This window comes from Pseudidiomarina piscicola, from assembly GCF_902806985.1.
Lineage (GTDB): Bacteria > Pseudomonadota > Gammaproteobacteria > Enterobacterales > Alteromonadaceae > Pseudidiomarina > Pseudidiomarina piscicola.
Map to the genome: position 1 here is coordinate 192,179 of NZ_CADCXY010000002.1, position 23,377 is coordinate 215,555.

Here is a 23,377-nt window from a genome sequence, read left to right on the forward strand (position 1 = left end):
GGGGCTATGACATTACTTAACTATCAGCAAGCCCCTAAGGGAGTCAGCGTGAAATATACAGCGTTAGCTATCAGCCTTGCCACCTTGGTCGCCTGCCAACCGGCGACCACAGAATCAACGCCAGCCGTGAGCGCAGAGGTGGCTTACCAAGCGCTGCCGAATTATCAGCACGATGTCATTGGCATGCAAGAACAGTATCTCGAGCCAGATTTTTGGTTACAACGGCTTGAGCACCCTGAACGTTTGATCATGACTGCCGATGAAGTTGCTAGCTTTAACGACCGTTCCTACGCAGTACAAGATGAGATGGTGCATTTAGCCGAGCATCCCACTGAGCTGAGCGCCAGTGCCTTGCATGAAAAGGTCGACGCCATTAGTAGCCTGCCAAGCTACCCGCGTTTTTATGCGTCGGGCCAACAAGCAACAGAGGCACAGCTGCAAGCTTATCGGGCAGCAACCAACCTCGCTGCGGTTCAAGAAACCAATCCGGTGCAGTTTGGTCTTGTGGTCAAACGCTCACCGATGCGTACTTTTCCCACACTCGATAAGCTTTACAGCAATGATCTTGATTTAGATATCGACCGCTTTCAGGAAACCGGTGTGTTTCCCGGAATGCCGTTGGCGATCTTGCATACCAGTCGCGACGGCAAGTGGTATTTGGCGCAGTCCTATCACTACTTGGCGTGGGTACAAGCCAAAGATGTTGCCATTGGCCCGCGTGATGAAGTATTGGCATTTGCCAGCAAAGAACCTTTTGCGGTGGTCACCGAAGCAAAAGTTGAAACCAATTATACCCCGACGTTTGCGCCAGCCTCAGAGGTTCAGCTCGATATGAGCACGCGGTTACCGTTATTAAGTGCCGCTGAAACGGGCCACAATGTGCACGGACAAAACCCCTTTGCAAGTTACACCGTGCAACTACCAACGCGTGACAGTAATGGTCAACTCGCCCTTGCACCAGCCCTTATTGCCCGTCATCACGATGTGACCGTAGGGTATCTGCCCTACACCGAAGCCAATGTCATCTCACAGGCCTTTAAATTCCTCGGTGAGCGCTACGGTTGGGGGCATGATTTTAACGCCCGAGACTGCACCGGTTTTGTACTAGAGGTGTACCGTAGCATGGGTATCGATATGCCACGTAACTCAAGTCAACAAGGCTATGGTAGTTATGGAGACACGGTCGTTTACGACGAAACCAGCACCAATCAAGAGAAGCTTGAGCGTTTGGCCGAGGCTAAAATAGGTGATCTCATCTACTTGCCAGGACATGTAGTGATGTACATCGGTGACATCGACGGTAAACCCTATGTCATTCATGATGTCCACGGCTTAAGTTACCGCGATGCCGAAGACCAACACTATGAAGGTACGCTCAATGGCGTTTCCGTAACGCCATTAATTGACCTTGGTTTCGGCGCCAAAGACACATATTTAGACCGCATTTATGCGATTAAATCGGTACGCTAAACAGGAATCTATATGAAAATCACTGATATAAAATTTGCGATGTTGCGTGTGCCGTTAAAAACGCCTTTTAAAACAGCCCTACGCACCGTCGAGTCCATTGAAGACATTGTGATCATGGTGCATACCGATACCGGTCACATTGGCTATGGTGAAGCGCCTGCCACCGCAGTGATCACCGGTGATACCCATGGCTCAATTATTGATGCAATTGATCGCATCATGAAGCCCAAGTTAATCGGTCAAGATGTCTCCGATCTCAACCATATTATTAGCCTGATTCAAAACGGTATTATTCGTAATTACAGTGCCAAGGCTGCCGTTGAAATGGCGGTTTACGACCTCTGGGGGCAATTCTACAACGCGCCACTTTACAAAATGCTTGGCGGCGGCGTCCCCACTATTTCAACCGACCTCACTATTAGCGTCGACTACATCGACAAAATGGTAGCCGATTCATTAGAGGCCATTGACCGTGGCTTCGAAACCTTAAAAATTAAGGTCGGTAAAGACATCGGGGTCGATATTGAACGAGTGAAAGCCATTTACGCGGCGGTGGAAGGCAAAGCACTGCTCAGGTTGGATGCCAACCAAGGCTGGACACCGAAAGAAGCCGTTTATGCGCTACACAAACTTGAGAGCGCTGGAGTGCGGCTCGAGCTCGTAGAGCAACCGGTGAAAGCGCGTGACATAGATGGTATGAAGTACATCACCGAACGTGTTCACACGCCGGTAATGGCTGACGAGAGTAGCTTTGGACCACGCGAAGTCGTCGAGCTCATCAAAATGCGTGCGGCCGACATTATCAACATTAAACTGATGAAAACCGGTGGCATCTCAAACGCTATTAAAATTGCCGATATTTGTTCGGTTTACGACATGCAATGCATGATTGGCTGTATGCTTGAATCGAGTATTAGTGTGTCGGCAGCCGTGCATTTGGCGGTCGCCAAGTCGAATGTCATCACCAAGATAGATCTCGACGGACCATCGCTATGCGCCTTCGATCCGGTCGACGGCAGCGTTCGTTTTAACGAAGCCGAGATCTCGGTAAACGACGCCCCCGGCTTAGGCATCAAGTCAATTGAAGGGCTTGAAGAATTTACCCCTAACCGTTAGGCAGCTAAAGGTTCAAACCACAGTTTTAGCAAACCTAAGAGCAGGGCATAACGCCCTGCTTTACTAAGCCAGACAATCACTAAGAACTGCCAAAAACGTAGCCGAAGCATACCAGCTATAAAGGTTAAGGCGTCGCCAATAAAAGGCGCCCACGCCAATAGCAACGACCACTTACCATAACGCTCGAACCACCAATGCCCGCGTTCAAGAGATTTCCCCTTAAACGGAAACCAACGTCGATGTTGATACTTCAGTAAAAAGCGCCCCAGTAGGTAATTGACGACACTGCCGAGGGTATTGCCAACTGACGCACTCAACCAGATGAGCCAAACGTTATAGCCCATCTGCTGAGCGCTAACGACCAGCACTTCAGACTGTGCCGGAAGTAAGGTGGCGGCCAAAAAGGCCACCAAAAAAAGGCTTAGGTACACACTTACTCTTTACGGTAGCGTTTAAACCAAGCTAACGCATGCTCAACCTTCGCGACAATACGTGACGGTTTTGCTGTCACTCCGTGATAGGCGCCGGGTACCCGCACCATAACAGAGTCAACGTTTTGTAATTGCAGCGCCTGATAGAATTGCTCGGTTTCTGCCATCGGTGTGCGACGGTCTAGCTCACCAGTGAAGAGTAACGTTGGTGTGGTTACATTACCGACCAACGACAAGGGTGAACGTTTCCAATAATGCGCTAAGTCTTCCCACGGCATCGCCGGGAATTGGTTTTGAATTTGGCCGATAGAGCTATCTGCGGTCAAGGTTTTGCTCACCCAGTTGATCACAGGGTTAGTGGCCGCTGCTGCATTAAAACGATCCGTTAAGCCCACTGCATAAGCGGTTGCAATACCCCCCGCTGAGCCGCCAGCAATAAACAAGTTGTCGCTATCAGCGATGCCCATTTCAATTAACTTATCGAGGCCCGACATATGGTCTGCGAAATCACGCTCTGACGCGTAAAAGCCGTCTAACAAGTTGGCAAACTCCGCGCCATACGAGGTACTACCACGATAGTTAACATACAAAACGACATAACCTTCAGCGGCATAGCGTTGATGTTCGATACCAAACACCGGACCATAAGCGGCGTGTGGGCCGCCATGAATTTCCACTAAGGTAGGATAGGTTTTGCCGGCTTCATAACCTGGCGGTAAAATATACCAGCCCTGAATTTCCGTGCCATCGAACGACGAGGTGTAATTAATTTCTTTTACCTCGCCCAAATCACGGTAACCAAGTACATCGCTATTTAAGTCGGTGTATTGTTGCACCTCGCCATTCACTTCAACCGCGACATTCGCGAGATCATAAGCCGTTGCATGGGTAAACGCGATGGCACCAGTTTGCGGCGCGAGCGAGTACATACCGCTGGTATAAGGGCGGCTAACATAAGTACCACCCAAACTACTCACCCGCTCGGTGAGCTCGCCGTTTAAGTTTACTTCTGCCACTTTGGTCAGCCCACGGTCATTGTACTGCACCGTTAAACGCTGGTTATCCATCCACTTAGGGCTACCCAACGAACGGTCGAAGTTGGTTTTGATCGCAGCCAATGCACCAGTGTCCCAGTCTAATTTGTGCAAGGTACCGTTGCGATAAGGTACTGGCGTATTCTCACCATGAATAAAGGCTAGCTGTTGGCCATTGGGTGACAAGGTCGCTGAATATTCATCGCCTGGCAAATCTGTGAGCTGATGCAAACTATTGTCAGCCAGCTTCACAGCCCATAAGTCGCTTTCACGCGATTGGTATTCCCAGTCTTTGTTGCGATTTGCCGAAAAAACGATCTGCTGGTCGTTATCGGCCCAAACGAGTGGCCCGCGATGCTGAAACGGACCATCGGTAATTTGCCGTGCACTACCGCCTTCGCTGGGAACCACAAAGACTTGGTTATAAGCCGACTTTGTAACACCACGGCCATCACGCTGGTAAAGCGTTCGCTCGACAATGATAGGGCTATCGCCCCACTTTGCTTTGCTCGGTTTCTTCGGGGTATGAACGCTTTTCGCGAAGTCAGACTTCGGTTCTTCAACGGCCATCATAAACGCAAGGTGCTCGCCATCACGCGACCAAGCCATTTGGCTAGGGCTTTTCGGTACTTCGGTAACTGGCGCAACACGTTGTTCTTCGACCCAAAACACATGAATTTGATTACGGCCAGAACGATTCGACGTAAAAGCTAAGCGTTTGCCGTCAGGCGACCATGTTGGGTTTCCATAGCTATGTTTATCGGCAAACAACGGCGTATGCTGCCCAGTTGCCGTATCAACCAGCCATAACCCACGACGAGTGTTGTCGGTCATAATATCGAAGCTATTGCGTACGTAGGCGATGTAGTTACCGTCCGGTGAAATTTGCACACTATTGGCGTGCTCAAGGGCAAACACATCTTCAGCTTGTAGGGTTTTAGTGAGAGCGGGCTGCTCTTGCGCCACAGTCGGCGCAAGCAACAATGCGGAAACGAGACAGAGACTGATCGCTGTTGGACTTAGTTTATTGGTCATAGTTGGCTTCTCATGGTTCTGTTGCATGGTTCTGTTAAAAATAACGTCACTGCACCCGAGACTACCCAAAGACACCAATAGATAGCAACTGAACTAGACCAAACCGATAGTTTCAGAGATTAATCGTTGTTCGGTTTACGCATAAGTTTATCCAGGTAGCCCATCGCGAAAGCGGAACCAACGAAGGTCAGGTGAATAATCACATACCATTTAATTTTATCGGTGCTGATGTTATCGGCATTCATAAAAACTTTTAGTAAGTGAATGGATGAAATGGCTACGATAGACGCCGCTACTTTGTTTTTAAGGCCGCCAGCATCGATTTTACCTAACCAGGCGAGCTTTTCCGTATCGCCATTAATATCTAACGTGGAAACAAAGTTTTCATAGCCGCTAAGCATCACCATCACCAACAGGCCACCTACCAGTGCAATATCGATCAACGTCAGCGTGAGCAGAATTAAATCCACCTCTGCCATTTCGAAGATGTGTGGAATGGTATGAAAAATCTCCTGAAAGAATTTCACCGCCAGTAACATCACGGCCAGGCTAAGGCCTAAGTAGATTGGCGCTAACAGCCAACGCAAGCTGTACATTAGATTTTCGACAAAGCGTTCCATGGTGATTCCTAGTATGAGGCGTTTAGAACTAAAGTTTATCGTGTGTGATGCGCACTTGCCATACTTTAGGTAGGTCGATGGATAAAAAATAGTCTTACTAAAAGTGGTGTTTTTACCTATTAATGGCGATTGAATTACCTATACTTTAATGGCCCCCGCAGTCACCGGAGAATTTAGTATGATCGAGAGCCTCTTTAGCGAAGCCGACGCACTCCTACTTGCCCGCATTCAATTCGCTTTCACTATTGCGTTTCATATTATCTTTCCGGCATTCACCATAGGTATCGCAAGTTACTTGGCGGTACTAGAAGGCCTGTTTCTACGAACACGTAATCCGGTGTATCAAAAGCTCTTTCGGTTTTGGCTCAAAATATTTGCGGTGGCATTCGGTATGGGCGTTGTGTCCGGCATTGTCATGAGCTATCAATTTGGCACCAATTGGTCGGTATTTTCCGATAAAGCCGGGCCGGTGATAGGCCCGCTGATGGGCTATGAAGTACTGACGGCGTTTTTCTTAGAGGCAGGTTTTCTCGGAGTCATGCTATTTGGTATGAATCGCGTCGGTGAGCGACTCCATTACTTTGCCACCTTAATGGTCGCGATCGGCACCGCCATCAGTGCATTTTGGATTCTATCGGTGAATAGCTGGATGCAAACGCCTGCAGGGTTTGGCATCAACGAAGCCGGCCAATATATCGTTAAAGACTGGTTCGAGGTGATTTTTAATCCCAGCTTTCCTTATCGTCTCGCCCACATGCTATTAGCCGCCTACTTAACCACAGCTTTTGTCGTGGGTGGCGTTGGTGCCTGGCACCTACTCAAAGACCGCAGTAATGCCGCAGCGAGAAAAATGTTTTCCATGGCCATGTGGATGGCACTGCTGGTGGCACCCCTACAAGTGTTCGTTGGCGACCTGCATGGGCTGAATACGCAACAGCATCAGCCAGCCAAAGTGGCCGCAATGGAAGGTCACTTCGACACCCAAAGCCAAGCGCCTCTCTATTTGTTTGGCGTACCGAACCAAGCAACCGCGGAGGTCGACTATGCCGTTAAAATACCAGGGCTTGCGAGTCTTATTCTCAAACACGATGTGAATGCTGAAGTCACTGGGCTCGATGCTTTTCCACGAGACGAATGGCCGCCCGTAGCCGTGGTGTTTTGGGCCTTTCGAATTATGGTTGGGCTCGGCCTGTTAATGGTGGTGGTTGGCCTCTGGGCGGGTATTCAACGAGCGCGAGGTAAGCTGTATCAGAGCTCATGGCTACACCGCTCGGCACTCATCATGGCGCCATCTGGTTTCGTCGCCGTGATCGCCGGTTGGATCGTTACCGAAGTAGGTCGTCAGCCTTGGGTTATTTATGGCCTATTACGCACCAGTGATGCTGCGTCACCGATTGCCGCAGAAGGGGTCGGTGCAAGTCTACTGGCCTTCATCGGTGTCTACTTTTTAGTGTTTGGCGCCGGTACGGTTTATATTTTACGCAAAATGAGTGCTGACCCAGATCAGACTCATATCCCCGACTATGCACGGCCGACGCCCGTTGGAATGGCTGCCGAACGTTTGCTTCACGAGGAGGACTAAGCATGGATTATGCACTTATTTGGGCCATCTTAATTGCCGTTTCGGTGTTTGCTTATGTTGCCCTCGACGGCTTCGACTTAGGCCTGGCCATGCTTTTTCCATGGTTTAAATCCGATCGCGACCGTGACGTAATGATGAATTCGGTCGCGCCCGTGTGGGATGGCAATGAAACCTGGCTCGTACTGGGTGGCGGCGGTCTACTCGCGGTGTTCCCATTAGCTTATTCAGTGCTAATGCCAGCACTTTATATGCCCGTGATTGCCATGTTATTGGGGCTGATATTCCGTGGCGTGGCCTTCGAGTACCGCTTCAAGACGAAAACCAATAAACACCTATGGGATCTTTCTTTTATTCTTGGCTCCTTAGTTGCGGCCCTTAGCCAAGGCATCATGCTAGGCGCCATGCTGCAAGGTATCGAGGTGGTTGATCGAGCCTATGCCGGCGGATGGTTTGACTGGCTCACTTGGTTTTCGTTGTTCTGCGGCGTCGCGGTAGTCATTGGCTACGCACTGTTAGGCGCCACCTGGCTTGTGCTAAAAACCACCGGTCCGCTGCAACAAAAGGCATATCGCTTAGCGTTTAAAGCCGCCATCGGGCTCGTTACCTGTATCGCATTTGTAAGTCTTTACTTACCTTGGCGTGATGCAGCCATCGCCGAACGTTGGTTTAGCTTTCCAGCATCGCTATGGTTGTGGTCGCTGCCATTGGTACTTGCGGTCGTCACTATCGGTTTGTTACGAGCACTACATGCGCAGCGGCAAGGGAGCCCTTATTTATGGTCATTAGGGCTATTTCTGGTCGCCTTTTTAGGCTTCGCGGTGAGTATTTTCCCTTACTTAGTACCGCGGGCCATAACTCTATGGCAGGCCGCAGCACCAGACAATAGTTTAACCTTTTTACTGGTAGGTGCCGCCGTGCTGCTGCCCATTATTTTTGCCTATACCGGTTATACCTATTGGGTGTTCCGTGGCAAGGTGCGTGCCGACGAAGGGTACCACGACTAATGCGGCGCGAAACATGGCAGCGATTGGGCTGGTTTATCGCACTTTGGGTTGCCGGCGTTGCTGCGGTAACCCTAGTTGGCTTGTTGATTCGGTGGGCACTGCTTTAAGTCGCACTGGAGTCTGGATAACTGCCTAACACCATTACCTTATTACGCAGCTTGATCAAGGTCAGGGCGGCTGCAATCGCTGAATCGGCAACGTGCCCCTCGCACTCGATATAAAAGTGATAGTGGCCAAATTTTTGCCCTGTGGGTCGCGACACTAACGACGTCAAGTTGACCCGATACGCCGCAAATACTTGCAGGTGCTCCACTAGCAGACCGGGGTGATCGGTATCATCGATGATCAGTAACGAGGTTTTATAGGCTACACCTGAACGCCGGGCTGACGGCTCTGCCTGCTGCTTGGTACGCACCACCACAAAGCGTGTTTCATTATGCGCATAGTCGGTAATATTGCTTTCTACATGAGCAAAACTATGTTCGCGTAGGCTGTGCTCTGGCACAACTGCCGCTGCCGGCTCACGGCTTTGTTGCAACAACCGTAAAGCCTCACTATTACTGGCAGTATTCATGATCGGCACATCGTAGCGACTTAAACACTCGCTACACTGGCCTTGCGCGACAAACTGCGCATATATTTTTTCCGGCGCGACATGATTGGCGACCAGCGAAAAGCGGACCGGAATCGTCAACTCCGCAGTGATCTCAAGGGGGCGCTTCACAAAGCTATCAATAACCGGTGAAACCACCCCTTCAACAATATTCTCAATAGGAACGACGGCGCAATCGGCCTCATCAGGCAGCGCCTTCAGTACCCGCGCCAACGCCGGGTAAAAATGCAAGGTATAGTGCTGCAACTGGCGCCCATACTCACACGCAGCGAGCTCGGAAAACGTACCAGCGGGGCCAAGCGTTGCAATACGCATAGGTTGCAATTGTCCTTAGTTGTCGGCCTCAAGAATCGCTTCATAGACCGCAGTCATGATGCTACCGTAATTACCCGTTTCAAAGCTTTTACCGAAGAATTCGACGGCGCCATCGGTCTCTTTAGTCGGACTATGACGCGCATTGGTTAATAATACAATGCCTAAGTCTAGCGCCGGGTCGACCACCGTCGCCGTGCCTGTCCAGCCCGTATGGCCAAAGGCCTGCGCACTGGCATATGGACCAAAGTGCCAACGTAGCTGGCCATCCGCAGCACGGCGCCAGCCCAAGCCAAAGGTTCGATCGCGCTGGTGGGGCTTGGTGAAGGCATCAATAACGCTGCGGTCAAATAGCTTTACTTGCCCATACCCGCCGCCGTTAAGCAGCGTTTGTATGAGCACCGCAAGATCCGGCGCCGTGGAAAACAAACCCGCGTGCCCTGCCACCTCGTTCATGGCGTAAAACGCTTTTTCGTCATGAACCTCGCCCTGCAAGGTATAGGTACGCACCCCAGGAAAGTCAACGACACCACCGCGCGTATTACCTTGCAATTCCGTGGCGGCAATGTCACTACTATGGCGGCCTTTACGCAACGGTGCGAACAGGCTGTCTTGCAATCCAAGAGGCCGGTAAATGTTTTGTTCAACATACTGGTCTAACGGCATTCCGGTGATGCGCTCGATAATAGTCCCTAACAACATAAAATTAGTGTCGCTGTAGGTCGCACGCACGCCACTGCCCACATCAAAGGGTACTTTGGTCGCCATCAGGCGCTGGGTTTTTTCTTTTTGTAGTGAATAAAAACCTTCACCCAACTTATTTTCGGGATCAAAAAAGTGCACCTGTGGCGCATAGCCAGAATGGTGGTTCAGTAAGTCTTCGACGGTTCTTGCTTCACGCCCATTGCCGCGATACTCAGGCAGGTAATAATAAATGGGCTTGGTAACATCAAGTTGATTTTGCTGCACTAGGTGCATCATAGCTAAAGCCGTTGCAAACGATTTAGTGTTCGAGGCAACATCAAACAGTGTGTCTGGTTGCATTGGCGTTGGGTTGGCCAGCAGTTGGCCCTGCTCGTCGTAGCGCCGGGCAAAGCCATAGGCGCTATGTTTAACGATTTCACCGTCTTTGATCACCAATAAAACAGCCCCTGGAAAGCCCTCTGCGACATCTGCCTCGATTAATTCATCGACCTTGCTAAAGTCATAGGCACTTGCAGTGTCCATTGGTTGTAACTGTGGGTAGGGTATCTGCACGTTGAGCTTGGCCCCCGCTGGGGCAATATCCACCACTTCGAACGTATTCAAGCCATCTTGGGTACGACGCTGTAACGAGTAGCTATATTGCTTGCCAGCCTGCAGCGGGCGAGCTAATGAGAGCTCTTGTCCATTCACTTGCAAGGTGGCTTCAAGGTCTTGCTCGGCAACGAGCACTAACTCACCGCGGCCCTGGTAGCTTTTGAACACCGCTTTATCATTGACCCATTCACGCGTTGAGCGCTGCGCTTCGGGCTCTGGAAAACGCGCGTCGACCTGCCCTCGTACCGGTTTTGGCTGCTGCGCTGGCTCCGCCACCACCGAGCTTTCAGTTTCATAGCGCTGCCACAACGGCTTCAGCTTCTTAGGAAAGTACTTTTCCAATAAGGCAAACAACGCAGCGGTCGTCTGACTATCGGCTTTACCGGTAACATTCCAGGGTAAGAAATGCATTTGAAAAGCCGCTACTGTGCTCGCCGTTACTTCATCGTAGCGACCGGTTTCAACTAAACCATAACCATAAGCACCAAATGCAGCTTGCAAAAGTCCCGTATTCAGCGGCTGCTGATTAAACTGTTTCCAGTAGCGTGCAAGCGTTTCTTGTTCATACCAGGCACCAACCCCATGTTGGTAAAGTTGGTACCAAGGAAAGCGTGGGCCTGGGTCATTTTTTCGGGTGGGAGTGATATCCGAGTGCCCTACCACCGCAGTTGGATGAATATCCGGATGCCGTGCCAAAATATCCTGAGCCAGGGCAATCACCTTTTCAATCTGCTGAGGATCATAGTCAGGAAATACGCACAGACGGTTTTCACCATGCTCGGCACGGCTGGCTTGGCTCTGATTGTCCCATTCGCATTGCGGCACGTTGACAATTTCAATACCAATGGACTGATCATTGAGGTCATTGCGACCTTGCCAGTGGCTGGCCCCAGCATGCCATGCACGCTCTCTTTCATCGACCAACTGATACACTTGCAGCTCATCATGAGGGTAACTTGGGTCACCACGCTCGGGTACCAAATAGTGTGAGCTTAAGCCTTTAGGCTCCACCAAGGCTTCGACACTTTGCGCATAGTCAATCGCTGTATAATGCATCACCAAGAACTTGATTCGATGGTCGTAGTTCGCCGATGGCATTTGTTCGTAGTCGTCCAGCAGGCTACAGCTATTTAGGCTAACTAGCGCAATCGCAGCAACACTAAGGGGCTTCAAAAAAGTTCGCATCATGGGGCTTTACAATACTTCTCAATAAAGTGTTCGTGGGTCGGGAGTTGCGCCACTGACTGGGCAAACACCCGCTGAATAGTTTCCAAGTGATGTTGCAACGTTTGTGCTGGCATTTGCTCAGCTAACGGATGGACATTTTCAGGCCGTAAGCCTTGTCCTTCGAACATCGAAATCCAGCTGATTTCGTTAAAAAGTTCGTTGTTGCTGTTACGGAAAACACTGCCGTTTTCACGATAGAGATCGAGTCGTTCGCGCACACTGTCAGGTATCTCCATTTGTTTACAGTAGCGCCAGAACTCTGAATCTTCGCGATTGGTTAGCTTGTAGTGACATAGAACAAGGTCACGAATATTGGTGATTTCTTCTGCCGCATAACGGTTAAATGCCGCCGCCCGTTGGCGGTTGTCTCCAGGGCCTGGTAACAAGCTTATCAACCGCATAATACCCGATTGCGTTAACTGTAAGCCGGTAGACTCCAGCGGCTCAATAAAGCCTGCCGACAAGCCAATTGCGGCGCAATTATGGCGCCATGGTGCATCGCGGCGACCATTGATCCAACGTAAGTGATTTGCCTTACTTTCATGGTTGCCAATGGTTTCGCGGAAATTGCGCTCGGCTGTTTCAGTATCAGTGAAGCGGCTTGAGTAAACATACCCTTCGCCCGTGCGATGCTGCAGCGGAATGCGCCAGCGCCAGCCTTCGTGGTGCGCAATGGATCGGGTGTAAGGTACGATGTTGTCGTTGTCATGCTTACCCGGCAAAGCGACGGCACTATCGCATGGCATCCATTGACGCCAATCGTGATAGCTAACTCCCAGGGCTTCGCCAATAAGTAAGGCTTTAAAACCACTACAATCAATAAAGAAATCGCCTTCGATTTCACCATTTTTCTCAAGTATCAAGGCTTCAATCGGACCATGTTTGATCGCCTGCCGAGCCTCGACCATACGGTCGTCGAGGGCCACGACGCCGCGCTTGGTTGCGTATTTTTTTAAGTAACCGGCGTATTTTAACGCGTCAAAGTGATAGGCATATTTTATGTGGCCGAGCGGACTACGCTTATCGGCGATCGGTCGCGTAAATTTACCTTCCATAGCGGCACGCCATTCAAGGTTTAGGTCGCTTAAAGGTATGGCCTTGTCGTCGCCTTGTTCGCGCACATGGCGTAGATAGTAATGATGAAAAGGCACTCCGTGTAGCGTCACGCCATAGGGGCCAAACGGGTGCATGTAGAAATCGCCTTGGTTTTGCCAGTTTTCAAAGGCAATACCTAGCTTAAATGAGCCGTTGGTTTCGCGTAAAAATTCATCTTCGTCTAATTCGAGTAATTGATTGAATTCGCGAATACCAGGAATGGTCGCCTCGCCCACGGACACTGTGCCGATTTGGGTCGATTCCACCAATGTGATGCGGTAGCGTTTAGGATCAAGGACTTTGCTTAACGCTGCAGCAGTCATCCAACCTGCCGAGCCCCCACCTAAGATAACGATTTGATACGGATGCGTCATCGACTGATTCATAGAGGACCAAAATAGATGCGGCCAGCCGAAGCTGACCGCATAGTTACATTACACTTATACTCACTCGACTTAGAAGTTGTAAGTCAACTGCAGCGTGTATGAACGCCCGCGCGGATCTGCTACGCGAGGATCAAAGGCTGCGCCTGGTGAGTAGTCGTTTTGGTGAGCCGTGAACGGTGGATCGCGGTCAAACAAGTTTTTGATACCGAAGGTAACATCAACGTCGTCCCACGCCATGTAGCGCACACTGTAGTTATAAATCAAGTAACTACCGACTTCACCGTCGTAGTATTGCGGATCAGCAATACCTGAACTTACACCTGGTGGCGTTTCATCATCATAACTATGACGATAGATTTGCGTTAAGTTATGCGCAAAATCGCCTTTCGCGTAGTTGAACATGATGGTGTGCTTCCAACGCAATGGAATGTTACCGCGTGAGTGTGTGCCCACAAGGTTGTCACCCCAAGCCGCGTTGTCGAGTAGCTTCTTCTTATCTTCAATCAAGTAGCTACCGTTGAAGTTAAGGTTCCAGATACCTCCGGCAAGTTCGCCGTTGCTCTGAACACCCACTTCAATACCACTGGTTTGACGTTCACCGGCGTTAATATAACGCGAGTCGATGGTCACCAGTTCGCCTTGCTCGTTACGAATAAAGTTATCTTCAAATAACTCGTAGTTCTCTAGTAAGTCACGGAACCCAGGAATCTGGATGGTGCCGTCAATAACGATGCGCCACCAGTCAAGGTTCATCGACAAGCTGTCGGTTGGTGCATACACAATACCAAAGCTTTGTTGCTTCGATTCTTCTGGACCAAGGTCTTCCTTACCGCCAAACAAACGTGTTGGCTGAATCGCGGTATCACAATTCGGATCGCTTGCATCCACTTCACCGCCTGGACAGTCGCGCGGGTCGGCTAAGTCTTGGCCTGTGTATGGCTGTTCTGAAACACCATTAAACAGCTGGTTAAACGAAGGTGTACGGAAACCAGTGCTGTATGCACCACGTACCAAAACTTCGTCCGTTGGGGTCCACACTAAACCTACTTTCGGGTTGGTAGTACCACCGAAACCATCATAATGGTCATAACGAACAGCTAAGTTCATTTCGAAGTCTTCAACGACTGGCACTAAAGCCTCGGTAAACACCGCTTTCACCGTACGGTCAACATCGTCAAGTTCGTTGGCGTTATCAAAAGGTGCACCGTAAATTTCAGGGCGGTCTGCAGAGGCACGACGATCGCCATTAAACTCGTAGCCTTCGTTACGAATATCCACACCACCAGCGACATAGACGTTGTCACCACCCCAGCCAAGGTTCCAACCAGTATCACCGGTAATGGACGCATCGAACTGAGTCATTGTGGTTTTACCACCATAAAGAACCACACCTTCAGCAGAGGCTGCTGCTAAAGCATTCATGCCTGCTTGAGTTTGTGACTGATTTGGTAGTAAGAATGGATTAATATCGCCACTACCGATACCTTCGGCCAGCAATGAGGTGTAGTGATAACCACCACCTAGTTGCGAGTCTGATTCGTTGGTTGCGTGACCTAAACCGACACGGTAGTCCCAGAAGCCAATGGTGCCTTCGACACCGAACTGGATTTTCATGGCTTTGGTCGTCGTTTCAATTTCGCGGTTACCGCAATCCATACAACGCCAGCGATAGGCAATAGGTGCACCGATGTTTAGCTGGTCCGCGCCATAAAAGTCAGAGAGTGCGTCAACAATATAGTCGTACGACTCACCTGTGCTTGGGTACCAGCCTTCAGTGCCAATCGACCATGGGGTGATTTGGTTCGGTTCGAATATTTTTTGCGAAGTAACTTCAGAACCCATCACTTCAACGAAACCTTCGGCATTATCGCTGAGTACCATGGTACCGCGAGCGACGAAGTCAAGACTATCAACCGGTTGCTGCAATGCAGCCGCACGAGGATAGTCCCACGCACAACTTACACCAGAGTTACGTTCACGGTTCCAAAGCTCGGCAGCATCAGGTCCCATATTCGGGTACACATCACAGCCCGGCATGCCAGGCAGCGCCAGCACGTTCAATACATCGTTAATACGGTCTGGATCACCTGGGTACATTAACCCTTCACCGATCAGGTTATAGTTGGGGTGGTTTGGATCAGCACCGCCGCCACGGCTATTCAGTGACGCAAATGGCGTACCACGAGTATCCGGTGACAAACCACTTTCAGGTTGGAACGTATTGGTGAAATCACGATCTACACCGCGCAGAATTTCTGCTTTACGATACGACAGTGACGCCATTACGTTGTAGCCATCTGAATACAAATCACCGGAACCAGCTAACACATTGAAACGGTATATATTACCGCCACCGTTCTCGGTATGATCCGCAAATGCGCCAACTTGCGCACCTTGGAAGTCTTTTTTCAGAATGAAGTTAATAACACCACCGATGGCATCGGTACCGTAAACAGCAGACGCGCCGTCACGTAATACTTCAACTCGCTCGATGGCAGAAAAAGGAATTGAGTTTAAGTCAACAGAGCGACCTTTAAGGCCGTGTGTCGCGGTCCGACGTCCGTTCAATAGAACCAGAGTCGAGCCGGCGCCCTGTTGTCGTAAGTTAGCTGTTGAAGCGCCGTTATTACCGCGCTCTTCACCACTCACGATACCAGTGTTACTAGCTAGGTTATCGTTTGAGTTTGAAGCAACGTTGAGTTGTAGTAACAACTGTTCTGCAGACGTAATACCTTGGGCATCAATGTCTTCGCGCGAAATCACCGTTAACGGTAAGTCGCCTTCCATTGCCGTACGCTTGATGCTTGAACCTGTTACCTGAATTCGTTCAACTTTCTCTGCTTCTTCGTTTTGCTGTGTGTTCTCTTCTTGGTCAACATCTTGCGCATAAGCGAGGCCGCTCATACTTGTTGTTAACCCCAGCACGAGTGCTATTTTATTGAGTTTCACTTTGCAATCTCCGCTCGTTGTAAGAATCTGATGCGTATCGTCACTACGCTTTTTTTTATAATCTCTGTCGTATTCGACGAGTTACCACAACCGATGAACCGATTCATCATAAGTTGAAAGTACCACATACATTTATAATGTAAATAATAAATTATTCCAAGTCGTTTAATATGTAATTTTTATGCGACGAATGGGCTACTTTTCACTTTTACCAGATTTTCCTTCTTTTTTACCGCCGCTTAGGGCTTTTAGCCGATTTGTTGCAGGTCGTTTTATGACCGTTTTTGCTCATACTCCAAGTCTATTAGTGCAAATCAATCTAACTAAATCTGGTTTTAGTTAAACGCTTCTGAAAGTGAAACGCGTTTTTCATGGAATAATTTATTTTTGCTAATATCAGGTCGACTCACGTAGGATAGCCCATCTCGATAATTAATAAGAGTATAGTTATGTTTCGCATCGTCACCCTATTCAGCACCTATGTTGTTTTGGCCATTGGCCTGTCGAGCTGCTCACCTGCCAAAGAGAGCGCCCCACATAACGTGCAACTCAAAAATGCAATTGGGCAGAAGTTAATGCTCGATTTTCGCTATTTTTGCCATGACGACAGCGCCAGCGATGAATGCCAACAAGCGGTGACAGAATTACCCGATGAACTTGCACAGGTGCTGAGCAGCGGTGCCATCGGTGGCGTCATTCTGTTTGCCGAGAATATTGAAAGCATACCGCAAACCATGACATTGATTGATTCAATGCAACAGGTGATGAAAGCTAACGACCTGCCGCCGCTATTTATTGCTTTAGACCAAGAAGGTGGGCGTGTCGCGCGACTTCCCGACAGCATGGCGACACGCTTTAGTGGCAATATGGCGATCGGTGCAACTTACCCCGTGCATGCAACAGAGTTTGCCGAAAAAATAGGGCGTGGCATCGGTCGAGCAGTAAAACTACTCGGCTTTAACGTCAACTTTGCCCCCACTGTTGATGTGAATGTGAACCCGCAAAACCCAGTCATTAATGTGCGGAGTTACGGCGAGCATCCAGCGACCGTCGCGGCCCTTGGTCAAGCCACTGTTCGCGCCATGCAAGCCGAAGGCGTCATGAGCGCACTTAAACACTTCCCCGGCCATGGCGACACCCATACGGATAGTCACACAGGCTTACCGCGCGTTGCGCATGACCGCGCCACAGTTGATGCGGTTGACCTCTTACCTTTTGCAAAAAGCATCGCTAGTAACGCCCCACCGGCGATGATCATGACTGCGCACATTCAATACCCAGAATTAGACGACACCACCTTTATCAGCACCGACGGTGAGCCACGCGTCGTGCCGGCAACCATGTCACGAAAGATCCTAACTCAGGTGCTACGCGACGAATTAGGCTACCAAGGTGTGGTGATTACCGATGCCCTAGATATGGCTGGCATCGCCCATTACTTCGACCCACTCGCAGCGACACTACAAACGTTTAAAGCAGGTGCGGATATCGCGTTGATGCCCTACACGATTCGCAACAACGCCGATATTGAAGGTTTTTGGCAGTTTTTCGACGGCCTCACGCAAGCCGCCCAACAGGGCGAGCTGGATAACAACGCATTGCAGGCCTCGGCGGAACGTATTGCAGCCCTTAAGGCAAGCTACCAGATCGATACATCGTCGATGCCAGCTTTGGCTCAGCGTATTGCCGATGCCGAACAACAGCTGCCCTTAGCTGAGAATAAGCAACTTGAACGTGAACTAGCCGCGGCCGCTGTTACCCAAGTTTATGATCGTGGTGTGCTGCCTGTTCGCAGCACTCGCTGGCAACTTATTATGCCAGACAACCTTCGCTGCCGTGCCTTCCAACAAGCGTTGATGACCCAACAGCCCAACAGTACCAGCCGCTGTCTAAGCTTGAGTGAATTACCCAAAGGTGCGCCATGGCAGCAGTGGGATAAAAATGCCACCTTAGTGATTGGCGATATTACCCCGCATCATAGCTTGGCCGAAATGGGCGGGATGGATGACCTTAACAACTGGCGCGACCGCCCAAGTAAAGCGGCACAGCATGACTGGATCCGCCAAGCATTGGTTGCGGCAAACGCGCAACAACAAACCACCATTGTCGTTGCCCTGCGTGCGCCTTACATGCTGTCACAGTTCCAAGCTATCAGCGATGCGGGTATCGCCAGCTACGATTACAGTACCCACCCTCTGCCACATGAGCCGCTGCATGGCAATGGTCAAACCCAACTGCACGCACCAAGTATTGAAGCCGTGGTTGCGGTGCTGCTTGGGGCTGATGCACGTGGGCAATTACCGGTTACAGTTGGTGCTGTGCAGGCCAAGTGATTTAAGTAACGTTTGGCCATCACCGCCTAAGCGGGGGAGCGCGCAAAGGTTTGCAAGGCCGAGCTTTTGCGCGTCATAGTCACGAAAACCGTGCACCGTCCTGGCGTCACCAACAAAATCAATCAATAGCGACTGGGTTGACGCGGCTTTCACTAAACAGATATCCGCTTGATAGGCTGAGTGCTGGCCATCGTCGATGGTCACATTACATAGTTTAATATCGCAAAAACCATCGGCGGTATTGGCTGGAATCCCATAGTAGTCCGCCAAACTATACTGCTCATGAGTGCCATTAAGTAGAGCTTCAATCGCCAGTTGCAGGCCTATAACATTGAGCCGGCGCGCAACTTGTCGGTGTGGATCGTCGCGATGGGCACCACTTTCAATCAAAATAGTACTCGCCCCCGTACCCGCAATAGCATCACCAAAAGAACGTTGAGAATAGCTATCGTCGTACCGTGCAATGCCCTGTGGTAACCAGTAGGAAAGTTTATCTTTCATCAGTGCAATCAGTTGCTTGGCTTGCAAGCGTGCACCATCAACGTGTTTTTTTGGATGGTACGCAGGGGCCAGAAACGCGATGGTGGCCGGCGTGTCGGTATCACCGACTGCATAGTAAGGGTTTTGGTCATGTAGATTAAATGCCACCGTCGGCTGCAACGCTTGTACCTGTTGCCACAACAAGCGCCCCTCAGGACTTTGTTGGGCAAGCGCATCGCGATTAATATCGATACCTTGGGCGTTTTGTCGGGTACTTTGCGCAGCGCCGTCTGGATTCAGCATCGGAATAACATGCAGTGTCAGCTGCTGCTGCCAGTCGCGCGGTAAACTCGCAGGTGGCTGAGTTAGCAACAAGCGTAGCCAGTCTAGTACCGCGGCTGTCGCTGTTGGCTCGTCACCATGCATTTGCGTCCAAGCGAGCACGACCACAGGCCCCTGGCCCACCGACAACCGTTGTATCGGGGTGCCAAGATAGGAATGGCCAAGGGTTTCTGCCCGTATGCCAGGCTCTTGCTTAAGCCGCTCAATAATCGGCGCAATCACCTCATAGGTCAGGTGGGCATCGTCAAGTTGCGGCCACAGCATTGCCTCAACTGCTTGATTTAAATCGGCAATGGCGACATCCGGATGACTCATTTCAAAACTCCTACTGATTTAGTTTTGGACGACTAATACGATCAAGCAAAAAGGCGATATGGGCATAGGTAACACCACTGTACTCGCTCAATCCTATTTCACAGGTTCGACTGTTGCTTAGCCCTTGGGTGCAGCCTTTACGCTGTTGCACGGCTGCTTGCTCAGCTAACGGGGCCAAAGCGCTTTGATTTAATTCGGGTAAGGTAAACCCCTTGTCGCCAGCGAACCCACAACACTTGATGCCTTCAGGTTCCACCACGTCATTGCTGCAAAGGTGCGCTAAAGCACGTAAAGCATCACCGTTGTCCATACGCTGACTACTGCACGTGACATGCAGCAACACCGGCTCATCAACCGGCGTTAGGGCCACTTTGGGCACCACATAATCAAGCAAAAACTCGCTTAGCTCCAAAATATTAAGTTGCCCATCGTCCGTCAGTTGCAAAGCACATGGGCTCGCATCCATTACCACCGGCCAACGGCCTTGCTCACTGGCATACCACAGAAGTTCGCGTAACTGCGAACGGCGCTCGCTGGCCTGTTCTGGGTAACCTTTGCTGAGCCATGGCTGACCACAGCACGAGTGACGAAGTGCCGCTGGCTGTATCACTTCAATTCCGGCTTTGTTACACAACCGCAGCAAGGTCTCGGGCAACGAGCTTGACTGCTCGTCTGAGGACGATGCATAGCCAAACAACCGGTTGGGACAGGTCACCATGTAGACCATTTTTTGGCCGGCCGGTTGACTCACAGCACTGGTGTTTGAATGCTCTGCGGCCGCTGGCGGTAACTCAGGAATGCCGCGCGGGGCTAATTTCTGACTTAGCTTGGGTGCGATATGGCTGGCTGAGCGCGCCGCACTTAATGCAAACCTAGCAATTTGTAGACTGCTATTCAGATGCTTGGCGGCCCAGTGCGCGACCTTCGGATGACGCGCTTGCGTTGCCCGTAATTGTTGTACCCAGGTACCGGTATTTATCGCCACAGGGCAGGCCGTGGCGCAAAGCCCGGTGGCCGCACAGGAATCGATGCCTAGATGCTGAAAGTCGCGCTCAACCTGCTGTTTTTGTGCCGGTGGTAGGCCTTGCGCTCGCCGCATCACGGCAATACGCTGACGTGGCGATAACGTATAATTAAGCGAAGGACACTGCGGCTCACAGAATCCACACTCGATACAGCGATCAACGGTGGTATCTAGTTCCGGCAGCTGTTTTAAGTTTTCCACATGCGCCCGTGGATTGTTATTAATAATTACCCCAGGGTTTAAAATCCCCTTAGGATCAATCAGCTGCTTTAAGGTTTGCATCACTTTAAGCCCAGCACCACCCCACTGAGCGTACACATAAGGCGCCATATTGCGACCCGTACCGTGCTCGGCTTTCAAGGTTCCGTCGAAGCGCTCGGTGACTAAAGTGACAAGGGCGGCCATAAAGTTTTCGTAGTTTTGAGTCTGCGCCGCAGTAGCAAAGCCTTGGGTAAACACAAAATGCACGTTGCCGTCTAACGCATGGCCAAAAATGATAGCTTCATGATAGCCATAATCGACGAATAGCTGTTGCAATGCCTGCACCGCATCGGGTAACTGGGCCAAAGGGAAAGCAACGTCTTCGATAATAACGGTCGTGCCACTTTGTCGCACTGCACCCACCGCCGGAAATAACCCCTTACGAATATTCCAAAGCCCACTTGCAGTGGCTCTATCGGTGCTAAAGCTACAGAGCGCTTGGCTGTCTTGTTGCTGTGCAAAGCAGGCTTCAATGGCCGCAATGCCTTGTTCAAGTTCAGCCTGCGAGTCGCCCACAACCTCGATCAGCAACGCCACGTTTGTTTCATCGGGACGCAGCTCGGTATAAGGCGCAAGTAGATCACTCACCGAGGCAAGTGCGCGACCGTCCATAAACTCCACCGCATTTACCCCGATGGCTTTTAGGTCGCTAATCACCGCACAGGCGGCATGACTTGAGGGGAATAAATAGAGCCCTGTGGCACTGGCCGCAGGCAGCGGTACGGTGCGATAGGTAATATCTGCAATAAACCCAAGCGTGCCTTCAGAGCCGATCAGCAAGTGGGTTAATATGGCGAGCGGGTCTTGGTAGTCCAGGAGCGCGTTCAAGCCGTAGCCCATGGTATTTTTTAAGCGATACTGCTGCGCTATCTTGGCGCTGAGTTCGGTGTCGCTTTGCACCTGACGCGCAAGTGTTGCCAAACCGTCAAGCAAACTGCCATGGCTACGACGAAACGCACTTACTGACGCAGCATCACTGGTATCCACCAATGTACCGTCGGCTAGAATAAAGGTCATTTCTTGCAAGGTATGGTAGCTATTATGGCGCACGCCACAACACATTCCTGAGGCATTATTGGCCGCAATCCCGCCAATTTTGCAGCTATTAATCGATGCCGGATCAGGACCTATTTTTCGCCCCCAAGGCGCTAATTTTTTATTGGCTTCGGCGCCAATCACGCCGGGCTGTAACTTGACGCGCTCCCCCTCGTCGAGCACATCCATGGCTCGCCAGTCGGGGGTCAGCATCACTAATACCGAATCGGACAAGGCCTGCCCCGACAGGCTGGTGCCAGCGGCCCGAAAGGTTAACGGCACCTCATAGGTAAGTGCTAAACGTAGCAATTCCTGCATTTCTTGCGGGCTGGCGATCTGCACCACTAGCTGCGGTAGCTTATGGTAGAAGCTGGCATCGGTGCTAAACGCCAAGCGACGCGTGAGGTCGCTAAAACGCCGGGCGCTTGGCAATAGCTCGCAAACACCGCGCATGAACGCCTGATTTAGCTCAGATTGTTGGCGCACCAAAAACTCCTTGTGATATTCGCTTTAACTCGTTTATATTTGAATAATTAATTCCACAGAGTAGGACACCATGTCTGCATTTGCGAAAATAAAAGCAATACAGCATACGTTATCAGCAAGTGAGGCCAAACTAGCCTCGTTTACCCTGGCATCGCCAAGCGCGTTGCGCGATATGTCGTCGTCACAACTGGCACAAACGGTTCATGTCAGCCAGTCGAGCGTGATTAAATTTGCCCAGAAACTTGGCTACAAAGGCTACCCTGCATTTAAGTTGTCGGTGATTGATGCGCTAAACAAGAAAACCCATCAAAGTGATCGATTACACGGTGAAATCACCCTCGAAGACGATTTCAACGATATGGCCGACAAGCTGTTAACCGGCAAAATCAATGTGCTCAGTGAAACCCGTAACCTCAACGAAAAAGCAGCCTTTACCCAAGCTATTCAGCGCTTAATTAGCGCCAACCGCATTTTGATAAGTGGCGTGGGTGGCTCTGCATTGGTCTGTAAAGACCTCTGTTACAAGCTACAAAAGCTCGGTATGCAAGCTCAAGCCGACGCCGATAGCCATATTCAGCTTGCGATCGCCGCAACCCTCAAGGCCAATGATGTCGTCATTGCCATTAGCGAGTCTGGCACCACACGCGAAGTAACTCGGGTGATCAAAGAAGCCCAACACCATCAGTGCCAGGTTATTTCCATTACCCGTTATGGCAAAACGCCGATTAACCAACTTGCCGATGTGAAGCTCTACTCGGTGGCCGAAAGTGAATCGACGCGCCTGTCATCGATTCATGCGAGAACCGCACAAAATTTGATTATCGACTTGCTCTTTATCGCCTTAATTCAAGCCTCAGAGCCTGGTCGCTCAACGCTTGCCCAAACAAATAAAGCCTTTCATCGGCTGCGCAACTCTTAATACAAGGCC

The 23,377-nt window shown here is 50.5% G+C and carries 15 protein-coding genes; 6 read left to right on the forward strand and 9 right to left on the reverse strand.

Translation table 11 applies throughout. From position 1 onward, the window contains the following. Nucleotides 1-6: 6 nt before the first annotated feature. Nucleotides 7-1,470 (forward strand): C40 family peptidase, encoded by a 1,464-nt coding sequence (locus PSI9734_RS05730; RefSeq protein WP_173920166.1) that lies wholly within the window; start codon nt 7-9, stop codon nt 1,468-1,470. 12 nt (nt 1,471-1,482) lie between these two features. Beyond that, nucleotides 1,483-2,586 (forward strand): dipeptide epimerase, encoded by a 1,104-nt coding sequence (locus tag PSI9734_RS05735; protein ID WP_173920167.1) that lies wholly within the window; start codon nt 1,483-1,485, stop codon nt 2,584-2,586. Here PSI9734_RS05735 and PSI9734_RS05740 read toward each other — a convergent pair. From PSI9734_RS05740 to PSI9734_RS05750, 3 genes are all read right to left on the reverse strand, one after another. Further along, nucleotides 2,583-3,017 carry a YqaA family protein gene (locus tag PSI9734_RS05740; RefSeq protein WP_173920168.1) on the reverse strand — a complete coding sequence of 145 codons (435 nt, stop codon included), beginning with the start codon at nt 3,015-3,017 and terminating at the stop codon, nt 2,583-2,585. The two genes, PSI9734_RS05735 and PSI9734_RS05740, sit on opposite strands and share 4 nt — an antisense overlap. Before the next feature lie 2 nt (nt 3,018-3,019). Then, complete coding sequence (locus tag PSI9734_RS05745) at nt 3,020-5,086, reverse strand: S9 family peptidase (protein WP_173920169.1); 2,067 nt, start codon at nt 5,084-5,086, stop codon at nt 3,020-3,022. 119 nt (nt 5,087-5,205) lie between these two features. After that, nucleotides 5,206-5,706, reverse strand: coding sequence for a TIGR00645 family protein (locus PSI9734_RS05750; RefSeq protein ID WP_173920170.1), 501 nt, complete (start codon nt 5,704-5,706; stop codon nt 5,206-5,208). A gap of 178 nt (nt 5,707-5,884) precedes the next feature. Here PSI9734_RS05750 and PSI9734_RS05755 point away from each other — a divergent pair, with 178 nt between their 5' ends. Continuing rightward, nucleotides 5,885-7,288, forward strand: a complete 1,404-nt coding sequence (locus PSI9734_RS05755) for a cytochrome ubiquinol oxidase subunit I (RefSeq protein ID WP_173920171.1) — start codon at nt 5,885-5,887, stop codon at nt 7,286-7,288. Nucleotides 7,289-7,290: 2 nt separating this feature from the next. Further along, the gene (gene cydB / locus PSI9734_RS05760) at nt 7,291-8,292 is read left to right on the forward strand and encodes a cytochrome d ubiquinol oxidase subunit II (protein WP_173920172.1); all 1,002 of its coding nucleotides are present in this window, start codon (nt 7,291-7,293) and stop codon (nt 8,290-8,292) included. Between the two features lie 103 nt (nt 8,293-8,395). On the opposite strand, the gene PSI9734_RS05765 is transcribed toward cydB, so the two are convergent. From PSI9734_RS05765 to PSI9734_RS12090, 4 genes are all read right to left on the reverse strand, one after another. Next, nucleotides 8,396-9,220, reverse strand: coding sequence for a prephenate dehydratase (locus PSI9734_RS05765; RefSeq protein WP_173920173.1), 825 nt, complete (start codon nt 9,218-9,220; stop codon nt 8,396-8,398). Nucleotides 9,221-9,235: 15 nt separating this feature from the next. Continuing rightward, nucleotides 9,236-11,704, reverse strand: a complete 2,469-nt coding sequence (gene pbp4b / locus PSI9734_RS05770) for a penicillin binding protein PBP4B (protein ID WP_173920174.1) — start codon at nt 11,702-11,704, stop codon at nt 9,236-9,238. After that, nucleotides 11,701-13,212, reverse strand: coding sequence for a tryptophan halogenase family protein (locus PSI9734_RS05775; protein WP_173920175.1), 1,512 nt, complete (start codon nt 13,210-13,212; stop codon nt 11,701-11,703). The genes pbp4b and PSI9734_RS05775 overlap by 4 nt, the downstream gene beginning before the upstream one ends. Before the next feature lie 81 nt (nt 13,213-13,293). Beyond that, the gene (locus PSI9734_RS12090; RefSeq protein ID WP_281351443.1) at nt 13,294-16,173 is read right to left on the reverse strand and encodes a TonB-dependent receptor domain-containing protein; all 2,880 of its coding nucleotides are present in this window, start codon (nt 16,171-16,173) and stop codon (nt 13,294-13,296) included. 449 nt (nt 16,174-16,622) lie between these two features. Here PSI9734_RS12090 and PSI9734_RS05785 point away from each other — a divergent pair, with 449 nt between their 5' ends. Next, nucleotides 16,623-18,506 (forward strand): glycoside hydrolase family 3 protein, encoded by a 1,884-nt coding sequence (locus PSI9734_RS05785; protein WP_173920176.1) that lies wholly within the window; start codon nt 16,623-16,625, stop codon nt 18,504-18,506. Here the strand turns inward: PSI9734_RS05785 and PSI9734_RS05790 are convergent. Both PSI9734_RS05790 and PSI9734_RS05795 read right to left on the reverse strand, forming a co-directional pair. Further along, the gene (locus PSI9734_RS05790) at nt 18,471-19,643 is read right to left on the reverse strand and encodes a M14 family zinc carboxypeptidase (protein WP_173920177.1); all 1,173 of its coding nucleotides are present in this window, start codon (nt 19,641-19,643) and stop codon (nt 18,471-18,473) included. The genes PSI9734_RS05785 and PSI9734_RS05790 overlap by 36 nt on opposite strands. Before the next feature lie 10 nt (nt 19,644-19,653). Beyond that, on the reverse strand, nt 19,654-22,449 hold the full coding sequence (locus PSI9734_RS05795; RefSeq protein WP_246194775.1) for an FAD-binding and (Fe-S)-binding domain-containing protein: 2,796 nt from the start codon (nt 22,447-22,449) through the stop codon (nt 19,654-19,656). 70 nt (nt 22,450-22,519) lie between these two features. Here PSI9734_RS05795 and PSI9734_RS05800 point away from each other — a divergent pair, with 70 nt between their 5' ends. Next, a complete protein-coding gene (locus tag PSI9734_RS05800) occupies nt 22,520-23,368 on the forward strand; it encodes a MurR/RpiR family transcriptional regulator (RefSeq protein WP_173920178.1) in 849 nt (282 codons plus the stop codon). Nucleotides 23,369-23,377: the final 9 nt, after the last annotated feature.